This window comes from Nonomuraea sp. NPDC005983 (assembly GCF_040614375.1).
Taxonomy (GTDB): domain Bacteria; phylum Actinomycetota; class Actinomycetes; order Streptosporangiales; family Streptosporangiaceae; genus Nonomuraea.
Genome location: NZ_JBEXUP010000069.1, coordinates 27,414 through 45,651 on the forward strand (window position 1 = coordinate 27,414; position 18,238 = coordinate 45,651).

At 70.1% G+C, this 18,238-nt stretch carries 20 protein-coding genes; 9 read left to right on the top strand and 11 right to left on the bottom strand.

Going from position 1 to position 18,238, the window contains the following annotated elements; genetic code table 11:
- The first annotated feature begins 63 nt into the window (after positions 1-63).
- Complete coding sequence (locus tag ABZ297_RS27245; protein WP_355351403.1) at positions 64-888, top strand: NmrA family NAD(P)-binding protein; 825 nt, start codon at positions 64-66, stop codon at positions 886-888.
- Between the two features lie 39 nt (positions 889-927).
- Here ABZ297_RS27245 and ABZ297_RS27250 read toward each other — a convergent pair whose 3' ends face one another.
- The 6 genes from ABZ297_RS27250 to ABZ297_RS27275 form a co-directional block, all read right to left on the bottom strand.
- On the bottom strand, positions 928-1,857 hold the full coding sequence (locus ABZ297_RS27250) for an ABC transporter ATP-binding protein (protein ID WP_355351439.1): 930 nt from the start codon (positions 1,855-1,857) through the stop codon (positions 928-930).
- Between the two features lie 83 nt (positions 1,858-1,940).
- Complete coding sequence (locus ABZ297_RS27255) at positions 1,941-2,915, bottom strand: ABC transporter ATP-binding protein (protein WP_355351405.1); 975 nt, start codon at positions 2,913-2,915, stop codon at positions 1,941-1,943.
- Between the two features lie 65 nt (positions 2,916-2,980).
- Positions 2,981-3,862, bottom strand: coding sequence for an ABC transporter permease (locus tag ABZ297_RS27260; protein WP_355351407.1), 882 nt, complete (start codon positions 3,860-3,862; stop codon positions 2,981-2,983).
- A complete protein-coding gene (locus tag ABZ297_RS27265) occupies positions 3,859-4,914 on the bottom strand; it encodes an ABC transporter permease (RefSeq protein WP_355351409.1) in 1,056 nt (351 codons plus the stop codon). The genes ABZ297_RS27260 and ABZ297_RS27265 overlap by 4 nt, the downstream gene beginning before the upstream one ends.
- Complete coding sequence (locus ABZ297_RS27270; protein WP_355351411.1) at positions 4,911-6,722, bottom strand: ABC transporter substrate-binding protein; 1,812 nt, start codon at positions 6,720-6,722, stop codon at positions 4,911-4,913. The genes ABZ297_RS27265 and ABZ297_RS27270 overlap by 4 nt, the downstream gene beginning before the upstream one ends.
- A gap of 119 nt (positions 6,723-6,841) precedes the next feature.
- A complete protein-coding gene (locus ABZ297_RS27275; RefSeq protein WP_355351413.1) occupies positions 6,842-8,482 on the bottom strand; it encodes an ABC-F family ATP-binding cassette domain-containing protein in 1,641 nt (546 codons plus the stop codon).
- On the opposite strand from ABZ297_RS27275, the gene ABZ297_RS27280 reads away from it, so the two are divergent.
- The 4 genes from ABZ297_RS27280 (at position 8,481) to ABZ297_RS27295 (ending at position 11,884) form a co-directional block, all read left to right on the top strand.
- A complete protein-coding gene (locus ABZ297_RS27280) occupies positions 8,481-8,942 on the top strand; it encodes a DUF2809 domain-containing protein (RefSeq protein WP_355351415.1) in 462 nt (153 codons plus the stop codon). The genes ABZ297_RS27275 and ABZ297_RS27280 overlap by 2 nt on opposite strands.
- Positions 8,943-8,983: 41 nt before the next feature.
- On the top strand, positions 8,984-9,613 hold the full coding sequence (locus tag ABZ297_RS27285; protein ID WP_355351417.1) for a Pr6Pr family membrane protein: 630 nt from the start codon (positions 8,984-8,986) through the stop codon (positions 9,611-9,613).
- A gap of 70 nt (positions 9,614-9,683) precedes the next feature.
- A complete protein-coding gene (locus ABZ297_RS27290; protein WP_355351419.1) occupies positions 9,684-10,226 on the top strand; it encodes a type 1 glutamine amidotransferase domain-containing protein in 543 nt (180 codons plus the stop codon).
- A gap of 122 nt (positions 10,227-10,348) precedes the next feature.
- The gene (locus ABZ297_RS27295; protein WP_355351421.1) at positions 10,349-11,884 is read left to right on the top strand and encodes an amino acid permease; all 1,536 of its coding nucleotides are present in this window, start codon (positions 10,349-10,351) and stop codon (positions 11,882-11,884) included.
- Here ABZ297_RS27295 and lipB read toward each other — a convergent pair.
- The 4 genes from lipB to ABZ297_RS27315 all read right to left on the bottom strand — a co-directional run bounded on the left by lipB (position 11,881) and on the right by ABZ297_RS27315 (position 14,272).
- Positions 11,881-12,525: a lipoyl(octanoyl) transferase LipB gene (gene lipB, locus ABZ297_RS27300; RefSeq protein ID WP_355351423.1), complete on the bottom strand. Its 645-nt coding sequence runs from the start codon at positions 12,523-12,525 to the stop codon at positions 11,881-11,883. The genes ABZ297_RS27295 and lipB overlap by 4 nt on opposite strands.
- 70 nt (positions 12,526-12,595) lie before the next feature.
- On the bottom strand, positions 12,596-12,778 hold the full coding sequence (locus ABZ297_RS27305) for a PspC domain-containing protein (protein WP_350804037.1): 183 nt from the start codon (positions 12,776-12,778) through the stop codon (positions 12,596-12,598).
- Between the two features lie 61 nt (positions 12,779-12,839).
- Positions 12,840-13,355, bottom strand: a complete 516-nt coding sequence (locus ABZ297_RS27310) for an HAD domain-containing protein (RefSeq protein ID WP_355351425.1) — start codon at positions 13,353-13,355, stop codon at positions 12,840-12,842.
- Positions 13,352-14,272: an AraC family transcriptional regulator gene (locus ABZ297_RS27315; RefSeq protein WP_355351427.1), complete on the bottom strand. Its 921-nt coding sequence runs from the start codon at positions 14,270-14,272 to the stop codon at positions 13,352-13,354. The genes ABZ297_RS27310 and ABZ297_RS27315 overlap by 4 nt, the downstream gene beginning before the upstream one ends.
- Positions 14,273-14,346: 74 nt before the next feature.
- On the opposite strand from ABZ297_RS27315, the gene ABZ297_RS27320 reads away from it, so the two are divergent.
- Both ABZ297_RS27320 and ABZ297_RS27325 read left to right on the top strand, forming a co-directional pair.
- Positions 14,347-15,159 carry an NAD(P)H-binding protein gene (locus tag ABZ297_RS27320; protein WP_355351429.1) on the top strand — a complete coding sequence of 271 codons (813 nt, stop codon included), beginning with the start codon at positions 14,347-14,349 and terminating at the stop codon, positions 15,157-15,159.
- Positions 15,160-15,268: 109 nt separating this feature from the next.
- Entirely contained in the window at positions 15,269-16,099 is an 831-nt protein-coding gene (locus tag ABZ297_RS27325) for an undecaprenyl-diphosphate phosphatase (RefSeq protein WP_355351431.1), read from the top strand.
- On the opposite strand, the gene ABZ297_RS27330 is transcribed toward ABZ297_RS27325, so the two are convergent.
- A complete protein-coding gene (locus tag ABZ297_RS27330) occupies positions 16,068-17,246 on the bottom strand; it encodes an MFS transporter (protein ID WP_355351433.1) in 1,179 nt (392 codons plus the stop codon). The genes ABZ297_RS27325 and ABZ297_RS27330 overlap by 32 nt on opposite strands.
- 91 nt (positions 17,247-17,337) lie before the next feature.
- Between ABZ297_RS27330 and ABZ297_RS27335 the strand changes: the two genes are divergently transcribed.
- Positions 17,338-17,655: a metalloregulator ArsR/SmtB family transcription factor gene (locus ABZ297_RS27335; protein ID WP_355351435.1), complete on the top strand. Its 318-nt coding sequence runs from the start codon at positions 17,338-17,340 to the stop codon at positions 17,653-17,655.
- The coding region (locus ABZ297_RS27340) for a DEAD/DEAH box helicase (protein WP_355351437.1) at positions 17,642-18,238 on the top strand (597 nt) is incomplete at its 3' end. The genes ABZ297_RS27335 and ABZ297_RS27340, both read left to right, overlap by 14 nt.

The following is an 18,238-nucleotide window of genomic DNA, read 5'->3' on the forward strand; positions in this document are numbered from 1 at the left end:
ATGAAGCGTTCCGTTCTGCTAGTCTAAGAGCAGAACGTTCCGTTCCCAATGAAGGAGCCAAGGATGACCGTCCTCGTCACCGGTGCCACCGGAACCGTCGGCCGCCTCGTGGTGGACGAGCTGGTCAAAGCAGGCCACCAGGTCCGCGCACTGACCAGGAACCCGACCAAGGCCGGCCTGCCGGAAGGCGTCGAGGTCGTCGCGGGCGACATGGCCGCCCCCGAGACCCTGGAGGCCGCCTTCCACGGCGTCACCGCCGCCCACCTGATCAACTTCGCCGGCGACGACTACGCGCCCCTCGAGAACGGCGACAAGATCGCGGAACTGGCGGTCAGGTCGGGTGTCCGCAAGGTCACCGTGCTGGGCGGGCGCGCGGACGGCCCGCTGGAGCAGGCGCTGGCCGCGACCGGCCTGGAGTGGACGCTGCTCAACCCGGTCGAGTTCATGGCCAACACGCTGCAGTGGTGGGCCCAGTCGATCAGAACGGAGGGCATGATCAGGGAGCCGTTCGGCGGGAGGCTCAGCGCCATGGTCCACGAGAGCGACATCGCGGCCGTCGCCGCCGCCGTCCTGACCTCCGACGGCCACGCCGGCAGGTCGTACACGCTGACGGGCCCCGAGGCGATCACCACTGCGGAGAAGGTCCGCATCCTCGGCGAGGCGATCGGCAGCGAGATCACGTTCGTCGAGCTCACCCCGGACGAAGCCCGCGCCAAGTGGCGCGGCGACGGCATGGGCGAGCAGACCATCGAGTTCCTCATCGGCGCCCTCGGCAACACGCCCGAGATCGGCTACACCGTCGTCCCGACGGTCGAGCAGGTCACCGGCCGCCCGCCGCGCTCCTTCGCCCAGTGGGCGGCCGAGCACGCCGACGCCTTCCGCGCCTGAACCCGGTGGAGGCGGCTGGACCGCCGCCTCCACCGGTCGTCAGGCCGTGTGCTGCGCGTAGTAGCAGGCCGCCTGGGCGTCGGCCACGGCGGGCAGGACTGCGAGCGCCTCCGTCCGGCACCTGGCGTCGATCCCCGCCTCGGCGGCCCGGCCCGAGGCCAGCACCTGGCAGCGGGCGTGGAAGCGGCAGCCGCCGGGAATCCGCGTCGGGTCGGGCGGCTCGCCCGTCAGCACCACCCGTTCCGGCGACTCGGGCAGCACCGACATCAGGGCCTGCGTGTACGGGTGTTGCGGCGCGGTCAGCACCTGCTCGACAGGCCCGGACTCGACGATCCTGCCCAGGTACATCACCGCCACCCGGTCGGCGATGTTCCAGGCCAGCCCCAGGTCGTGCGTGACGACCAGGGCGCCCAGGCCCAGCTCGTCGCGCAGTTTCAGCATCAGCGCCAGGATCTCGCCGCGGACGGAGGCGTCGAGCGAGGCCACCGGCTCGTCGGCGATCAGCACCTTGGGGTTGAGCGCCAGCGCCCCGGCGATCACCACCCGCTGCCGCTGCCCGCCCGACAGCTCGTGCGGGTAGCGCAGGAAGAACCGCTCGGGCGGCCGGAGCCCGGCCCTGGACAGGGCCGAGGAGACGATCTCCGCCTCGTCGGGCAGGCCGTGGATGCGCGGGCCCTCGGCGACCGCCTCGTAGACGGTGTGCCGGGGGTTGAGCGAGCCCGTCGGGTCCTGCAGGACGAGCTGCACCTCTCTCCGGTAGGCCCGCAGCGCCTTGGAGCCGTAGTTCAGCGGGGTCCCGCCGTACAGCACGGAGCCGGAGGTGGGACGTTCGAGCCCGAGCAGGGTCCGGGCGAGCGTCGTCTTGCCGCAGCCGGACTCGCCGACCAGCGCGACGATCTCCCCCTCGCCGACCGACAGGTTGACGCCGTCGACCGCGCGGGCGCGCCGCCCGCGCGAGGGGAACTCCACCCGCAGGTCGCGCGCCTCCAGCAGGGCGGCGCGGGACCCGGTGGAGCTGCCGGCGCCGGTCTCCGCGGACGTCTGCGTCTCGGTCACGACGCCTCCTCCTTAGCCCGGACGTGGACGCACGCGGCGGTACGGCTGTCGCCCGCCGGCCAGAGGTCCACGGCCAGTGTCGCGCACTCCTCCAGAGCCACCGGGCAGCGCGGATGGAACGAGCAGCCGGTCGGCAGCTGCATGGGGTCGGGCGGGTCGCCGCCGAGCCCCTTGGGCGCGAGCCGCGAGACCGGGTCGCCCACCGTGGGGAAGGCCGCTGCCAGCGCCCTGCTGTAGGGGTGCTTGGCGTCGTGGAACACCTCGCGGGACGGGCCGTTCTCGACGACGCGGCCCGCGTACATGACGGCGAGCTGGTCGCACACGTCCGCCAGCACCGACAGGTCGTGCGAGATCATGATCAGGGAGATGCCCTGCTCCGCGACCAGTTCCTTGATCAGCGTCAGGACCTGCGCCTGCACCATCACGTCGAGCGCGGTGGTCGGCTCGTCCGCGATGATCAGCCGCGGCGAGCAGGCGAGCGCCATCGCGATCATCACGCGCTGCCGCTGCCCGCCCGACAGCTCGTGCGGGTAGCTGCGCGCCCGCCAGGTGGGCAGGCCGACCTGTTCCAGCAGCTCGGCGACGCGCTTGCGGGCCCCTTCCTGCTTGGCCAGGCCGTGCACGAGCAGCGGCTCGGCGATCTGGTCGCCGATCCTGCGCACCGGGTTCAGGCCGTGCTGGGCGCCCTGGAAGACGATCGACGCCTCCGCCCAGCGCACCGCCCGCAGCCGTCCCCACTTCATGGCGAGGACGTCCTCGCCGTCGAGCAGGATCCGGCCGCCGACGCGGGCGTCGCGCGGCAGCAGCCGCAGCAGCGCCATGGCCAGCGTCGACTTGCCGGATCCCGACTCACCGGCGACTCCGAGCGCCGACCCCGCGTCCAGCTTCAGCGAGACCCCGCGCACGGCGGGCACCTCGCCCGAGGCGATGCGGTAGGTGACGCTGACGTCGTCCAGTTCTAGAAGACTCATGCGTCCAACTTCGTCGGCCGCACGAGTCAGACTGCTGTGTCTGCTGGTTCGTTCGCTTCGCTCTCTCACGTGGCCCTCCGCAGTCGCGGGTTGAGCACGGCCTCCAGCGCCCGGCCGCACAGCGTGAACGCCATGACGACCGCCAGGATGCACAGACCGGGGATGAGGATGTACCACCACGCGCCGTTGGTGGCCGCGTTCCAGTCGTAGGAGCCGCGCAGCATGGTGCCCCACGACGTCTTGTTCGCGCTGACGCCGAGGAACGCGAGCGTCGACTCGGTGACGATCGCGCTGGCCACCTCCAGCGTGGTGCTGGCCAGCAGCAGCGGCGCCACGTTGGGCAGGACGTGCCTGGTCGTGATGTGCCAGTGCCCCGCCCCGAGCGCCTTCGACCGCTCGATGTACGGCCTGGCCTCCACGGCCAGCGCCTGCGCCCTGATCAACCGGGCCGTCGCGGGCCAGGTCGTCACGCCGATCGCCATGATGATCGTGAGCGTGCTGCCGCCCAGGATGGCCGCCAGCACCAGGGCCGTCACCAGCGAGGGCAGGACGAGGAACCAGTCGGTGATCCGCATGAGGGTCGCGCCCAGCCAGCCGCGGAAGTGCCCGGCCGCGATGCCGATGACCGTGCCGATCACGATGCTGAGCAGCGCGGCGAGGAAGCCGATGAGCAGCGAGGTGCGCGAGCCCCACCAGGCCAGCAGCAGTATCGACCGGCCCGACTCGTCGGTGCCGAACGGGTTGTCCAGGCTGGGGGCCGACATTTCGGCGCTCGTGCCGCTCACCACGCTGGTCACGCTCTCGTCGATGAACAGCGGCGCGACGAGCGCGAGCACCACCGCCAGGACGAGCACCGCCAGCCCGACGACCCCGCCCCGGTGCAGGCGGAAGTCCTTCCAGAAGCGGCCGAAGGCCAGCCGCCTTCGGGTCCAGGCGACACTGCTCATGCCGACCTCACCCTCGGGTCGAGGACGTGGTAGACCACGTCGGCCAGCGTGTTCATGAGGATCACCGAGACGGTGATCAGCATGAACGTGCCCTGCATGAGCGCGAAGTCAGGCACCTTGATCGCCCTGTAGAACAGCTGCCCGAGGCCGGGCCAGCTGTAGATGGCCTCCACGGTGACCGCGCCGCCGACCACGAAGCCGATGCGCATGAAGACCAGCGTCACCGTGGGCAGCAGCGCGTTGGGGATCGCGTGGCGGCTCCGCACCTCGTCGTCGCGCAGGCCCTTGGCCCGGGCGACGGTCACGTAGTCCTGGCTGACCTCCTCCAGCAGGGAGGAGCGCATGACCAGCAGGTACTGGGCGTAGACCACGCCCACCAGGGTCAGGCAGGGCAGCACCATGTGCATGCCCACGTCCAGGATGTAGGCGAAGCCGTCGGGCGCGTCGACGCTCTCGATGCCCCTGGTGGGGAAGATGCCGGGGATCGGGCCGATGCCCGCGGCGAACACCATGAGCAGGAGCAGGCCCAGCCAGAACGTCGGCACGGACCAGAGCACCAGCGAGACGCCGGTCGAGAAGCGGTCGAAGCGGCTGCCTGGCCGCCAGCCCGCCCGCGTGCCCTGCCAGAGGCCGAGGCTGACCGCGATGACCAGGCCCACGCCCGCGAGCAGCAGCGTGGCCGGCAGCCGCTCGCCGATCAGGTCGAGGACGGGACGCTTGAACTCGTAGGAGGTGCCGAGGTCGAGCCGGAGGGTCCTGCCGACGAAGTCGAAGAACTGCTCGATCAGCGGCTTGTCCAGGCCGAGCCGGTGCCGCTCCAGGTCGAGCTGCTCCGGGGTCATGTTGCGGCCCTGCGCGAGGGTGCGCACCGGGTCTCCCGGCAGCAGACGGAACACGAAGAACGTCCCGACGATCACCATGGCGATGCTGAGCAGCGCCCCACCGGCCTTGGACAGCGCGTACCGCAGCGTGCCCCGGTGGATGGGGCGCTCATCGCCGGAACCCGCCGTCTGCGCGACGGCGGGTTCCACTGCTTCGAGCGGTGTGGTCATTCGCGCTCGTCCGCGACGCCCTTGCGCCGCCTGCTCAGGAAGAACACCACCAGGCCGATGACCACCACGCCGCCGACCACGCCGGCGATGACGCCGGTGTTGGAGCCGCCGCCGCTGCCGGACCCGCCGGACGAGGTCGCGACCGCGTCCAGGGTGTAGAACGGCCAGTAGCCGCTACCGCCGTACAGCAGGCCGTTCTCCTCGGGGATCGAGGTGATGCTGGTGATCCGGTCCTTGCGGTACCCCTCCAGGTCGTTCGGGTAGTAGATGGCGATGACCGGAGCGTCGGTGTAGAGGCGCTCCTCCATCTTCTTGATGATCTCGGCGCGCTTGGGCCTGTCGAGCTCCTTGAGCTGCTCCTGGTAGAGCTTCTCGAAGGTCGGGTCGCAGTAGAACGACTCGGTGCCGCCGCCCTCGCCCGACGGCGTGGGCCTGCGGCTGCACAGGTGCGTCGCCAGGATCTCCTCGGGGTCGGGGTTGACCGACCAGCCGCTGATCGCGATGTCGAACAGCGCCGTGACGCCCGTCTGCTCGGTGAACTTGCTGGAGTCGAGCTTCTGGGTGGTCAGCGTGATGCCGATCTCCTTGAAGAAGCCCGTCAGGTACTCGGCGAGCTTGTCCTCGACCGGGGTGTCGGTGTGGATGGCGAAGCGGAACTCGAGCTTCTTCTTGCCGTCGGGCATCGTCCGGACGCCGTCGGCGCCCTTCTTGTAGCCCGCGTCGTCGAGGATCTTGTTGGCCTTGGCCGGGTCGTAGGTGACCTTCTCCTCGCCGGTGGCCTCCCAGAAGAAGTCCTTGTACATGGGCGGGATGATCGAGCCGTCGGCCGGCTTGGCCAGGCCGCCCTGCACCTCGTCCACGAGCTTCTGCTTGTCGATCGCGAAGTGCAGCGCCTGCCGCACCTTCGGGTCCTTCAGCGCGGGGTGCCCGTCACCGATCGGCTTGTTGTCGGTCGTCGTGGCGCCGTGGTTGATCTGCAGGTACGCGGCGCGGCGGCCCTGCTGGTTCCACTGCACGACGTTGGGGGCGCCCTTGAGCGCCTCGAAGTCCGGCGGGTACAGCCGGCCGATGAGGTCGATCTCGCCCTTCTTCAGGCCGACGATCGAGGCCGCGGGGTTGTCGTAGAAGATGACCTGCAGCTCGTCGATCTTGGGCCTGCCCCGCCAGTAGTCCGGGTTGGCCTTGAGCTTGACGTACTGGTCCTTCTTGTGCTCGACCGCGATGTACGGGCCGCTCGACACCGCCGGGTAGACGTCGGCGTCGTACTTGGCCAGGTCCGTGACCTTCTCCCAGACGTGCTTGGGCATGATCGGGATGGGGTTGTCGAGCATGGACGCCTGCGGGGCCTTGGTCTTGATGACCAAGTCCTGGCCGTTGGCCGTGACGCTCGAGAAGTTCTCGACGGACGGGCCGTTGGCGGTCTTGGCGGCGTCGTCGGTCATGATCTTGTTGAACGTCCAGGCCGCGTCCTCGGCCGTGATCGGCTGGCCGTCGGACCACTTGGCGTTACGGATCTTGAACGTCCAGGTGAGCCCGTCGGGGGACGTGGTCCACGACTCGGCCAGGTCCGGGCTGGGCTGCAGCGTCTTGGGGTCGGGAACCGTCAGGTACCCGTACATCCAGCGATGGATCGACGTCGAGACCAGACGAACCGCCGAGAACGGGTTCATCGAATCGACGGCCTGCGTCGCACCCACACGGACGATCTTCTTCCCCGCTGAGGGCTCCTGAGCCAGGGCGGCCTGGCCCTGACCTGCTACTAATAGCGCGACGCCCAGTACCGCCAGGCGCGCGAACCATTTCCTCATAAGTGCCTCACCTTCAGGCGGGGGTTTCCTGTGTAGAGAAAGGCACACCATAGGAAGACCGCGTGTCAACGAGTGACGGAAAATTGTTTCATTCTCGTTTCCTATTGCGGTGTAAATTTTCAGGCATCGCCCGAGACCTGCCCGTTGTCCACCCGCAGCCGCCGATCGACTTGCACCGCGTCGAGCATCCGCCGGTCGTGCGTGACGAGGAGTAGCGTGCCGGGGTAACCGGCCAGCGCCGACTCCAGCTGCTCGATCGCGGGCAGGTCGAGGTGGTTCGTCGGCTCGTCGAGCACCAGCAGGTTCACCCCCCTGGCCTGCAACAACGCCAGCGCCGCGCGAGTGCGCTCGCCGGGCGAGAGCGTCGCGGCCGGACGCAGCACGTGCGCGGCCTTCAGCCCGAACTTGGCCAGCAGCGTCCGCACGTCGGCGGGCAGCAGGCCGGGCGCCTGCGCGCAGAACGCGTCGAGCAGCGGCTCGTCGCCCTCGAACAGCCCCCTGGCCTGGTCCACCTCGCCCACCACGACCCCGGGGCCGAGCGCCGCGTGCCCCTCCTCCAGCGGAGCCCGGCCGAGCAGCGCGGCCAGCAACGTGGTCTTGCCCGAGCCGTTCGCCCCGGTGATCGCCACCCTTTCGGCCCAGCCGATCTCCAGGTCGACGGGGCCGAGCGTGAACGACCCGCGCCTGACCACCGCGCCGCGCAGGGTGGCCACCACCGCGCCGGAACGCGGCGCCGCCGCGATCTCCATGCGCAGCTCCCACTCCTTGCGCGGCTCCTCCACCACCTCCAGCCGGTCGATCAGCTTCTCCGTCTGCCGGGCCTTGGCAGCCTGCTTCTCCGTCGTCTCAACCCGCATGTTGCGTCCGATCTTGTCGTTGTCGGACGCCTTGCGCCGGGCGTTCCGCACACCCTTCTCCATCCAGGCGCGCTGCGTGCGGGCGCGGGCCTCCAGCTGGGAGCGGGTGTCGGCGTACTGCTCGTACTGCTCGCGGGCGTGCCGCCTGGCCACCTCGCGCTCCTCCAGGTAGGGCTGGTAGCCGCCGCCGTACAGCCTGATCTGCTGCTGGGCCAGGTCCAGTTCGAGCACGCTGGTGACCGTCCTGGCCAGGAACTCGCGGTCGTGGCTGACCAGCACCGTGCCCGCGCGCAGGCCGGTGACGAAGCGCTCCAGCCGCTCCAGGCCGTCGAGGTCCAGGTCGTTGGTGGGCTCGTCCAGCAGGAACAGGTCGTAGCGGCTGAGCAGCAGCGACGCCAGGCCCGCGCGGGCCGCCTGGCCGCCCGACAGCGAGGTCATCGGCTGCTCCAGATCGACGGACAGCCCCAGCTCGGCCGCCACCTCCTCGGCCCGCTCGGCCAGGTCGGCGCCGCCCAGCGCGAGCCACCGCTCCAGCGCCGCGCTGTAGGCGTCGTCGGCGCCCTGCCGCTGCTCGACCAGCGCCTCGGTGGCGGCGTCGAGCTCCGCCTGGGCCCGCGCGACGCCGGTGCGCCTGGCGAGGAACCTGCTGACGGTCTCGCCCGGCCTGCGCTCGGGCTCCTGGGGAAGGTGGCCCACCGTGGCCGTCGCCGGGCTCAGCCGCACCGCACCCTGCTCCGCCTGGTCCAGCCCGGCGAGCAGGCGCAGCAACGTCGACTTGCCCGCGCCGTTGGCGCCCACCAGGCCGATGACATCGCCGGGACTGATCACCAGGTCGAGGCCCGAGAACAGGACCCGCTCGCCGTGACCGGCCCCCAGATCCTTCACCACCATGGTCGCGCTCATGTACGCCGATGCTAGCCGGGCGGTCAAACGCGATCTCCTGGTGGTGGCGGGGCCATCCCCCGTGCCGCTGCCCGTGAGCCTTCCCCGTGCCGCTACGGTGGGCGGCGTGTCGCGTCTGCCGGTTCTCGTCGCCGCCGCCCTCACCGTGGTGGCCGGGCTCGGCGTCCGCGCGCTGTGGGACGGACCGGTGGCGAAGTACGCCGGTGACGCGCTGTACACAGTCCTGATTTATGCGCTTATCGTGCTCGCCTGGCGACATGTCCGGCCGATGGTCGCCGCGCTGCTGGCGGCCGGGCTGAGCTGGGCGATCGAGTTCGCCCAGCTCGGTGAGGTCCCCACGGTGCTGCGCCCGCTGCTGGGCAGCACGTTCAACCCGCCGGACCTGTTCTGGTACGCCGTCGGCGCCGCCGCAGCCTGGGCCCTGCACGCCCGTTTCAGACCCGCCCGACCGCACTCCTGAAGCCCGCCCCACACGCCGCTGAGCGCCAGTAAGGTGGCGGCATGCGGACGATCTGGCGGTTACTACTGGTCTGTGCGGCCGTCGCCGGGCTCGTCTGCCTCGGGGTGTCGCTGCGCACCCCGTGGGTGTACTTCACCGGCCAGAGCAACCTCATCCTGGCGCTCTACTACGGCTGGCGGCTGCTGGGGCGCGACACCCCGGGCACGCTCAGGACGTCCCCCACGCTCAAGGGAGCCGTCACGCTCTACCTCGTGATCACCGGGCTGGTCGCGCACTTCTTCCTGATGAGGGGCGCGAACCCGCTGCCGCTGCTCGGCGGCGGAGTCCGGCAGGTGGGCAACTTCCTGCTGCACTACGTGACACCGGTCATGGCGCTGGTCGACTGGCTGGCGTTCGACAGGACGCGCCGCCCCCGCTGGGCCGACCCGGCCAGATGGCTGGCGTTCCCGCTGCTGTACGGCGCGTTCGTGCTGATCAGAGCGTCTCTGCTGCCCGAGACGACGGCCCGGCGGTACGTCTACCCGTTCCTGAACGTGGACCGGCTGGGCTGGTCGGGCTTCACGCTGGCGGCGCTCGGGCTCGTGGCGGGCTTCGTCATCGTGGGCTACCTCCTGATCGCCCTCCACCGCCTCACCGCCCGCCTCACGCCTCCGGCGCAGGTCACCGCCTGACTCCTGCCGCATACATCGGGCCGAGCCGGATAGGGGCGGGTAGAGGCATCACTCGGAAAGGGGGGCCCTGATGAACGGCGAGACCATCGCCTTTCTCGTCGCCCCGGAAGGGGTGGAGCAGGTGGAGCTGACCGAACCGTGGAAGGCGATCAAGCAGGCGGGCGGCACGCCGACGCTGATCTCCACCGAGTCCGGCCAGATCCAGGCCTTCAACCACCTCGACAAGGCCGTCCGCTTCGCCGTGGACGCCACGGTCGACCACGCCTCGGCGTCCGAGTTCGACGGGCTCGTGCTGCCGGGCGGCGTCGCCAACCCCGACTTCCTGCGCACCCAGCCACAGGCGGTGCGCTTCGTCCGCGACTTCTTCGACGCGGGCAAGCCGGTGGCGGCCATCTGCCACGCGCCGTGGACCCTGATCGAGGCGAACGTGGTGCGCGACCGCACGCTCACCTCCTGGCCCAGCCTTCAGACGGACCTCCGCAACGCGGGCGCCACCTGGGTCGACAGAGAGGTGGTGATCTGCACGAGCGGCCCGAACACCCTGGTCACCAGCCGCAGGCCAGACGACCTCAAGGCGTTCAGCCAGGCCGCGATCGACGCCTTCAGCCACTGACGACCACACGCTCTCTGAGGTCCTGACAGGCGCGAAATTACCTTGTCACACCTTGTCACGCGGAAGGAAATGGTCTAAACCTGGACCAATTACTGAGCACTCCGCGTTCACAGGGAGATCTCATGACAACAGAAGAGGATTCCAGGCGGCTCGCCGAGCTCGGCTACAAGCAGGAGCTGGCGAGAACCTGGAGCGGCTTCTCCAACTTCGCCATCTCCTTCTCCATCATCTCGATCCTCGCCGGCTGCTTCACCACCTTCGGTCAAGCCTGGAACAACGGCGGCCCCATCGCCATCTCATGGGGTTGGCCACTGATCTCCCTGTTCATCCTGATCATCGGTTTCTGCATGTCGGAGCTGGTCTCGGCGTACCCGACCGCCGGCGGCATCTACTGGTGGGCCGCCACCATGGGCAAGCCGGTGCACGGCTGGTTCACCGGCTGGCTCAACCTGATCGGCCTCATCGCGGTCACGGCCTCCGTCGACTACGGCTGCGCCACCTTCCTCAACATCACCATCAACCGGCTGACCGGCGGAGCCTGGGAGGCGACGCTCTCGCAGGCCTTCCTGCTGTTCGTGATCATCCTGGTGCTGCACGCGCTGATCAACATCTACAGCCACCGGCTCATCTCGCTGCTCCAGAACGTCTCGGTCTGGTGGCACGTGGCGGGAGCCGCGATCGTGGTGGCCATCCTGGTCTTCGCGCCGAGCAAGCACCAGACGCTCGGCTTCGTCTTCACCGACACGATCAACAACTCCGGCTTCGGCCACGGTGACAGCGGGCTGCCGTTCTGGTTCTACGTGCTCCCGCTCGGCTTCCTGCTCACCCAGTACACGATCACCGGCTTCGACGCGTGCGCGCACGTCTCTGAGGAGACGCAGGGCGCGGCGCGGACGGCGGCGCGCGGCCTGTGGCAGTCGATCTTCTACTCGGCGATCGGCGGCTGGATCCTGCTGCTGGCGTTCCTGTTCGCCGCCACCGACGTGGACGAGATCAACAAGCAGGGCGGCTTCGTCGGCGCCATCTTCGAGACCGCGCTGTCCTCTCCCCTGGCGACGGCGATCTTCGCGATCTCCACGATCGGCCAGTTCTTCTGCGGCATGAGCTGCGTGACCTCGATGTCACGGATGACGTACGCGTTCTCCCGCGACGGCGCGGTGCCCGGCTGGCGACTGTGGTCGAAGGTGGACCGCAACCGCACCCCGGTCAACGCGATCATCGCGGGCTGCGTGGTGGCCGCGCTGATCACGCTGCCCGCGCTGTACGCGCCCGCCGGGCAGACCACCCCGGTGGCGTTCTACGCGGTGGTGTCGATCGCGGTCGTCGGCCTCTATCTGGCGTTCCTGATCCCGATCTGGCTCAGGCTGAAGATGGGTGACAGGTTCGAACCCGGCCCGTGGACGCTGGGCAGGAAATATCGGGTCATGGGGTGGATCGCCTGCGTGGAGATCATCGTCGTCTCCATCTACTTCATCCTGCCGCTCAAGCCCTCGGCCATCCCCGGCAACAAGAACTTCGCCTGGACGGACGTGAACTACGCGCCGATCCTCGTCGGCGTCGTGTTGATCGGCATCGCCCTGTGGTGGGCGTTGTCGGCCAGGCACTGGTTCACCGGCCCCCGCCGCACGGTCGACGTCGACGAGGTGCCCACCGGCTAGGACGCCTCGAAGGCGGCGGCCACGACCGGGCGGACGTCGTCCATGGACACGTCCGCGCGGCCGTCGAGCTCGCGCCTGAGCGAGGTCATGTCGACGTCGGGCATGCCGCAGGCGATCGCCCAGTGCCAGGGCTCCAGGTCGCCGTCGACGTTGAGGGCGAAGCCGTGGCTCGTGACGCCACGGCTCTGCCTCATCCCGATCGAGATGATCTTGCGGCCGCTCTCGGACGTCCACACGCCCGTCAGCAGCTCCGAGCCGGGCGGGGTGTCGCGGCGCTCAGCCGGAAGGCCGAGCCTGCCGAGCGCCTCGACCAGCCGGAGCTCGACCTCGCGGACGTAGTCGACGATGCCCTCCTCCTCGCCGAGCTTGACGATGAGGTAGCCGACGAGCTGGCCGGGGCCGTGGTAGGTGAGCTGCCCCCCGCGCCCGGTCTCCATGACGGGGATGCCGCGCGCGGGGTCGGGCAGGTGGTCGACCGGCGTGCGGCGGCCGATCGTGTAGACCGACGGGTGGCTCAGCAGCCAGAGGGTGTCGGGACGCTCGTCGCGCTGGCGCTGACCGACCAGGTCGGTCATGCGCTCCATCGCCTTGTCGTAGTCGACGAGTTCGTCCTGGATGAGCGTCAGCGGCCTTGCCCTCATGCCTTTGAGGATAGAACCCCTTCCGGACATGAGCGCACGCAGGTCGAGGCCGCGCTCACCGGGCGGTGGGTCAGTAGCGCTTCGGCTCCTCCGGGATGAGGATCCACATCACGACGTAGACGACCCACATCGGGCCGGGGAGGAGCGAGAGGATCAGCCAGATGATCCGGACGAGCGTCGGCGGCAGGCCCATCCTGTCGGCGAGGCCGCCGCAGACTCCTGCCAGCATCCGATGCTCTCGTGAGCGGTACATGGTTTCCCTCCAGTGAATCGCACCTACCTGGAAAACGCGCAGGCAGGCGGTCGATATCCCGTCAGGGACCCCGAGAAAACCCTGACAGGGTCAGCCACTCCCTGGCTCTGGCGAGGTGTTCGCTGGTCAGGCCGTGTCGCGGGTCGACGTGGACGAGCAGGAAATCGTCCAGTCCCTGATGGCCCCTGAGATACTCCTCGTCCTCCAGCCAGACCTGGTCGTCGAACCAGACGAACGGCCTGCGCCCGAGCGCTGCCGCGTAGGCGGCCACGTACGGCGTCTTGAACATCTCGCCGCGCCCGCTCGGCTCGAACGGCCCCATGGGCACGACCTGGAGGGCGGGCAGGCCGAGGCGGGGCGCGATCCACTCGTTGGCGTGCTCCTCCCAGGTGGTCGCCCAGACCAGCTCGGAACCGGTCTGCACGGCCAGTTCCAGCAGCCTGGTGCCGTGCCGGGGGTTCAGGTGGACGGTGTAGGCGTGCCCGCCGATGTTGCACTCGTAGCGCCTGAAGTCGGGCGTGGGACGTCCCATCGGGTTCAGGACGCCGTCGACGTCGACGAGCAGGAGCGGTTTCACTGTGCCGCTCCCGTGCGGTGCTCCTGCGGGCTGATCCCGCGCACCCGTTTGAAGGCGGCGCTGAGCGCGTACGGGCTGGCGTAGCCGACCTGCCTGGCGACCGAGCCGACCGTGGCGTCGGGCTCGCGCAGCAGGTCGGCGGCGAGGGCGAGGCGCCAGTCGGTGAGGAAGGACATCGGCGGCTCGCCCACCAGGTCGGTGAAGCGCCTGGCCAGCGACGCCCGCGAGACGCCGACCTCGGCGGCGAGGTTGGCGACGGTCCACGGGTGCGCGGGGTTGTTGTGCAGCATCCGCATGGCCTTGCCGACCACCGGGTCGCCCTGCGCGCGGTACCAGGCGGGGGCGTCGTGGGTGGCGAACCAGGAGCGCAGCACGGAGATGAGCAGCAGGTCGAGCAGCCGGTCGAGGACCGCTTCCTGGCCCGGTTCGTCCTTGCCGACCTCGGCGCCGAGCAGCGAGATGACCGTGCCGCCCGGCTGGACGAGCAGCGGCGGCAGCGCTTCGAGCAGCCGTCTGCTGACCTCGCCTTCCAGCTGGTACGTTCCGGTGATCATGATGGTGGCGCCCTCCGGGCTGTTGCCCCAGGTGCGGACGCCCAGGTCCATCGCCTGGTAGATCGACTGGCCGTCGAGCGTGGTGCAGCGCTGGCCGGGATGGATGACGATCTGCGGGGACGTGCCGGGCTCGTCCGCCACCGTGTACGGCTCGGGGCCGCGCAGCACCGCCACCTCCCCAGGGAGCAGCGGCACGGGCTCGCCCGACTCCGGGACGATCCACGCCCCTCCGCGCACCATCGCCACCAGCGTGAGCGGGGCCTCGTCCTGGATGCGCAGTGACCAGGGCGGGTCGAGGAGCGAGCGGAGCAGGAAGGCCCCGCGGGCTCGGGGGCCGTCGAGGAGGGCAGCCAATTGGTCCATGAGTTAGACGATCGCATATGAGATTGCGCTCTTCAAGCATGGATAGTCTCACGGAATGACGGCTTACTAGAGGCATGACAACTTTGGTGCTGGGCGGCACGGGCAAGACCGGCCGCCGTGTGGCTGACAGGCTCGCCGCTCTCGACGTTCCCGTGCGCATCGGGTCCCGCTCCGCCGAACCGGGCTTCGACTGGACGGACCGGGCCACCTGGGCGCCCGCCCTGGAGGGCGTCGACGCCGTCTACGTGGCCTACTACCCCGACCTGGCCTTCCCCGGCGCGGTGGAGGACATCGAGGCGCTCACCGCGCTCGCCGTCCGCAGCGGCGTCAAGCGGCTGGTCCTGCTGTCGGGCAGGGGCGAGCCGCAGGCCGAGGCGAGCGAGCGGATCATGCAGGCGTCCGGGCTCGACTGGACGATCGTCCGCTGCGGCTGGTTCATGCAGAACTTCAGCGAGGGCTACCTGCTGGAGGCGGTGCTGGACGGCGTCATCGCGCTGCCCGTCGCGGACGTGGCCGAGCCGTTCGTCGACGTGGACGACATCGCCGACGTCGCGGTGGCTGCCCTGACCCGCGACGGGCACGCGGGCCGGCTCTACGAGCTGACCGGGCCCAGGCTCCTGACCTTCACGGACGTCGCGGCCGAGCTGTCCAGGGCGACCGGCAGGCAGATCACGTACGTGCCGGTCACGGCCGAGCAGTACGCCGAGGGCGCGATCGCGCACGGCGTGCCCGAGGAGGAGGTGGAGGCGCTGAACGGGCTGTTCGCCGAGGTCCTCGACGGCCGCAACGCCCACCTGTCCGACGGCGTCCAGCAGGCGCTTGGGAGGCCCGCCCGCGACTTCGCCGACTACGCCAGAGCGAACGCCGACGCCTGGGCCCGCCCGTAATCCCAAGGGACGACCATCGCCCCTGCACCCCCCACGCGAGCAACTGCCCGGCCCTCGTTTCCGCTAGCCTCACCTCGTCACTCCGCAGGCGTTTCCGGAAGGTGTCCACGTGATCGGCTGGCTCGAAGCGGTGGTGCTGGGGCTCATCCAGGGGCTTACGGAGTTCCTGCCCATCTCCTCCAGCGCACACATCCGGGTGGTCTCGGCGTTCCTGCACTGGCCCGACCCCGGCGCGGCCTTCACCGCCGTGATCCAGCTCGGCACCGAGGCGGCCGTCCTCATCTACTTCAGGAAAGAGATCTGGGAGATCATCTCCACCTGGACCCGCTCCCTGTGGACCCCGTCCCTGCGCGAGCACTGGGCCGCCCGGATGGGCTGGTACGTCATCATCGGCACCCTCCCGATCGGCGTCCTCGGCCTGCTGCTCAAGGACCAGATCGAGACCGTCTTCCGCGACCTTCGCCTGGTGGGCACCACGCTGGTGGTCTTCGCCGTCATCCTGTGGTGGGCCGACCGCACCGCGCGCAACAAACTGACGCTGGAGAAGCACCTCAGCGCCACCCACGCCATCGTCTACGGCTTCGCCGAGTCGCTGGCGCTGATCCCCGGCGTCTCCCGCTCGGGCGGCACCATCACGGCGGGCCTCCTGCTCGACTACCGCAGAGAGGACGCCGCCAAGTACTCGTTCCTGCTGGCCATCCCGGCCGTGCTGGCGTCGGGCCTGCTGGAGGTCGCCAAGATCGGCGAGGGCCAGTCCCCCGCCTGGGGCCCGACGATCGTGGCGACGGTCATCTCGTTCGTGGTCGGGTACGCGGCGGTGGCCTGGTTCCTGAAGTACATCAGCCACCACCGTTTCACCTGGTTCGTCGTCTACCGGATCGTCCTGGGGCTGTTCGTCATCCTCTCGGTCAGCCTCGGCTGGATCCCGGCCCAGGGCTGACCTCGACCGGCTCCCCCTCCCTCGCCGCCTCCGCGACCGGCCGGTAGGTCGCGACCGTGAACAGCACCGCCACCACGCCGAGTGCCGTCGCCAGGACGATCACGCCGGCCCTGCCGTACCGGTCGAGCGCGAGCCCGCCCGTGATGCCCGCCACGAACAGCCCGAAGTACTGCGCCGAGGAGAGCAGGCCGAGCCCGATCGGCACGTTGCCCGGCACCGCGGCGACCGTCCTGTACTGCTGTGCGGGCGCGATCAGCCAGCCGAGCACGCCCCACAGGAACGCCCACACCAGGGCCACGGGCAGCGCCAGGTTCGCGACGGGGATGAGCCCCATGAACACCGTCGACGCGGCCAGCCCGATCAGCACCATCCGGCGCGGCCCGTACGCGTCGGTGAGCCGCCCGCCGAGCTGGTTGCCGACGATGCCGCCCAGCCCCCAGGCCCACAGCACGGCGGGGAGCGGCAGGTCGAACAGCGAGCCGATGTAGGTGTAGGCGGCGAACGCGGCGGCGAACATGAGGAACTGCGTGGTCAGCACCGCCAGCACCCGCCGGTCGGCCAGCGGGGCGAGCCGCTCGGCGAGCCCTCCCGTGGCGGCGATCCTGACGTTCGGCACCACGGCCGCCACGGCCGCGAACCCCAGTACGCCGAGCGCGACCACCAGCCAGATCGTGGTCCGCCAGCCCGACACGCCGCCCAGCCAGGTGCCGAGCGGCACGCCGATCGCCGACGACACGGTCAGCCCGCCCATGACCAGCGCCAGCGCTCGCCCTCGGCGCTCGGGCGAGGTCAGCGCGGTGGCCACGCCCGACGCTGTCGGCGTGAACATGGCCGCCCCTGCCGCCGCGACCACCCGGGTGGCCATGACCAGGGAGTACGTGGGCGCGAGCGCGGTCAGCGTGTTACCAACGACGAAGACGGCCAGCGCGAGCAGCAGTAACCGCTTGCGCGACAGGCGCGCGGTCACCGCGGCGAGCACGGGCGAAAGGACCGCGTAGGCCAGCGCGAAGACGGTCATGAGCTGCCCCGCGGCCGAAGGGGAGATGCCGAGATCCCGGGAGATCGGTGGCAGCAGCCCGGCGGTGACGAACATCCCCGTGCCGACGGCGAAGTTGCCCAGCGCCAGGGGGTAGAGCCGCGTAGTCAAGGAACCCTCCGAGGGTCTTCGGTTTGTCGCTCATCAAACTGACGTACGATTTGATCGTTGTCAAACAATAAAACGGAGGTACGCTCGAAGGATGCGCCTGCTGCCGCATCCGGCCACCGAAGACATCCAGCTCACCGAGGTTCTGCGCGCGCTGTCCGACCCGGTGCGCCTGGAGATCGTCACCCGGCTGGCCGTCCACAAGGAGATGACCTGCTCCGACGCCGGCGACGAGCTCGGCGTGCACAAGTCCACCGCCTCGCACCACTACCGGACGCTGCGCGAGGCCGGCGTCGTCCTGACCAGGCAGGAAGGCAGGCTGAAGATCATGAGCCTGCGCCGCGACGACCTCGACGCCCGCTTCCCCGGCCTGCTCGACTCCGTGCTGTCCGCGGCGCATGTCAACGCCTGAGCCGCTGCCCGTCCGTCACGTCCTGCCGGAGCTGCTCGACAGCCTGGAACGGCACGGCACGGCCGTGCTGACGGCGCCACCTGGCAGCGGCAAGACCACCGTCGTGCCGCTCGCCCTGGCGGAGGCCGGGCTGCGCGTCCTGGTGGCAGAGCCGCGACGGCTCGCGGTGCGCGCCGCGGCCCGGCGGATGGGCGTGAGCTACACCATCCGCGGCGAGCGGCACACCGGAGCGAACCCGATGGTGGAGGTCGTCACCACCGGCGTCCTCCTCCAGCGCCTGCAACGCGACCAGGAGCTGTCCGGGGTCGAGGTGGTCATGCTCGACGAGTGCCACGAACGGCACCTGGACGCCGACACCGCCCTCGCCTTCCTCCTGGACGTCCGCGACACGCTCCGGCCCGACCTTCGCCTCCTGGCCACCTCGGCCACCGCCGACGCCGCCCCCTGGTCCCGGCTGCTCGGCGACGCGCCGATCGTGCGCGCGTCCGGCGTCCCGCACCCCGTCGAGACCGTGTGGGCGCCGCCCGCGCGCCCTGTCGCGCCGCCGCACGGGCTGCGCGTCGACCCGGCGCTGCTCGCCCAC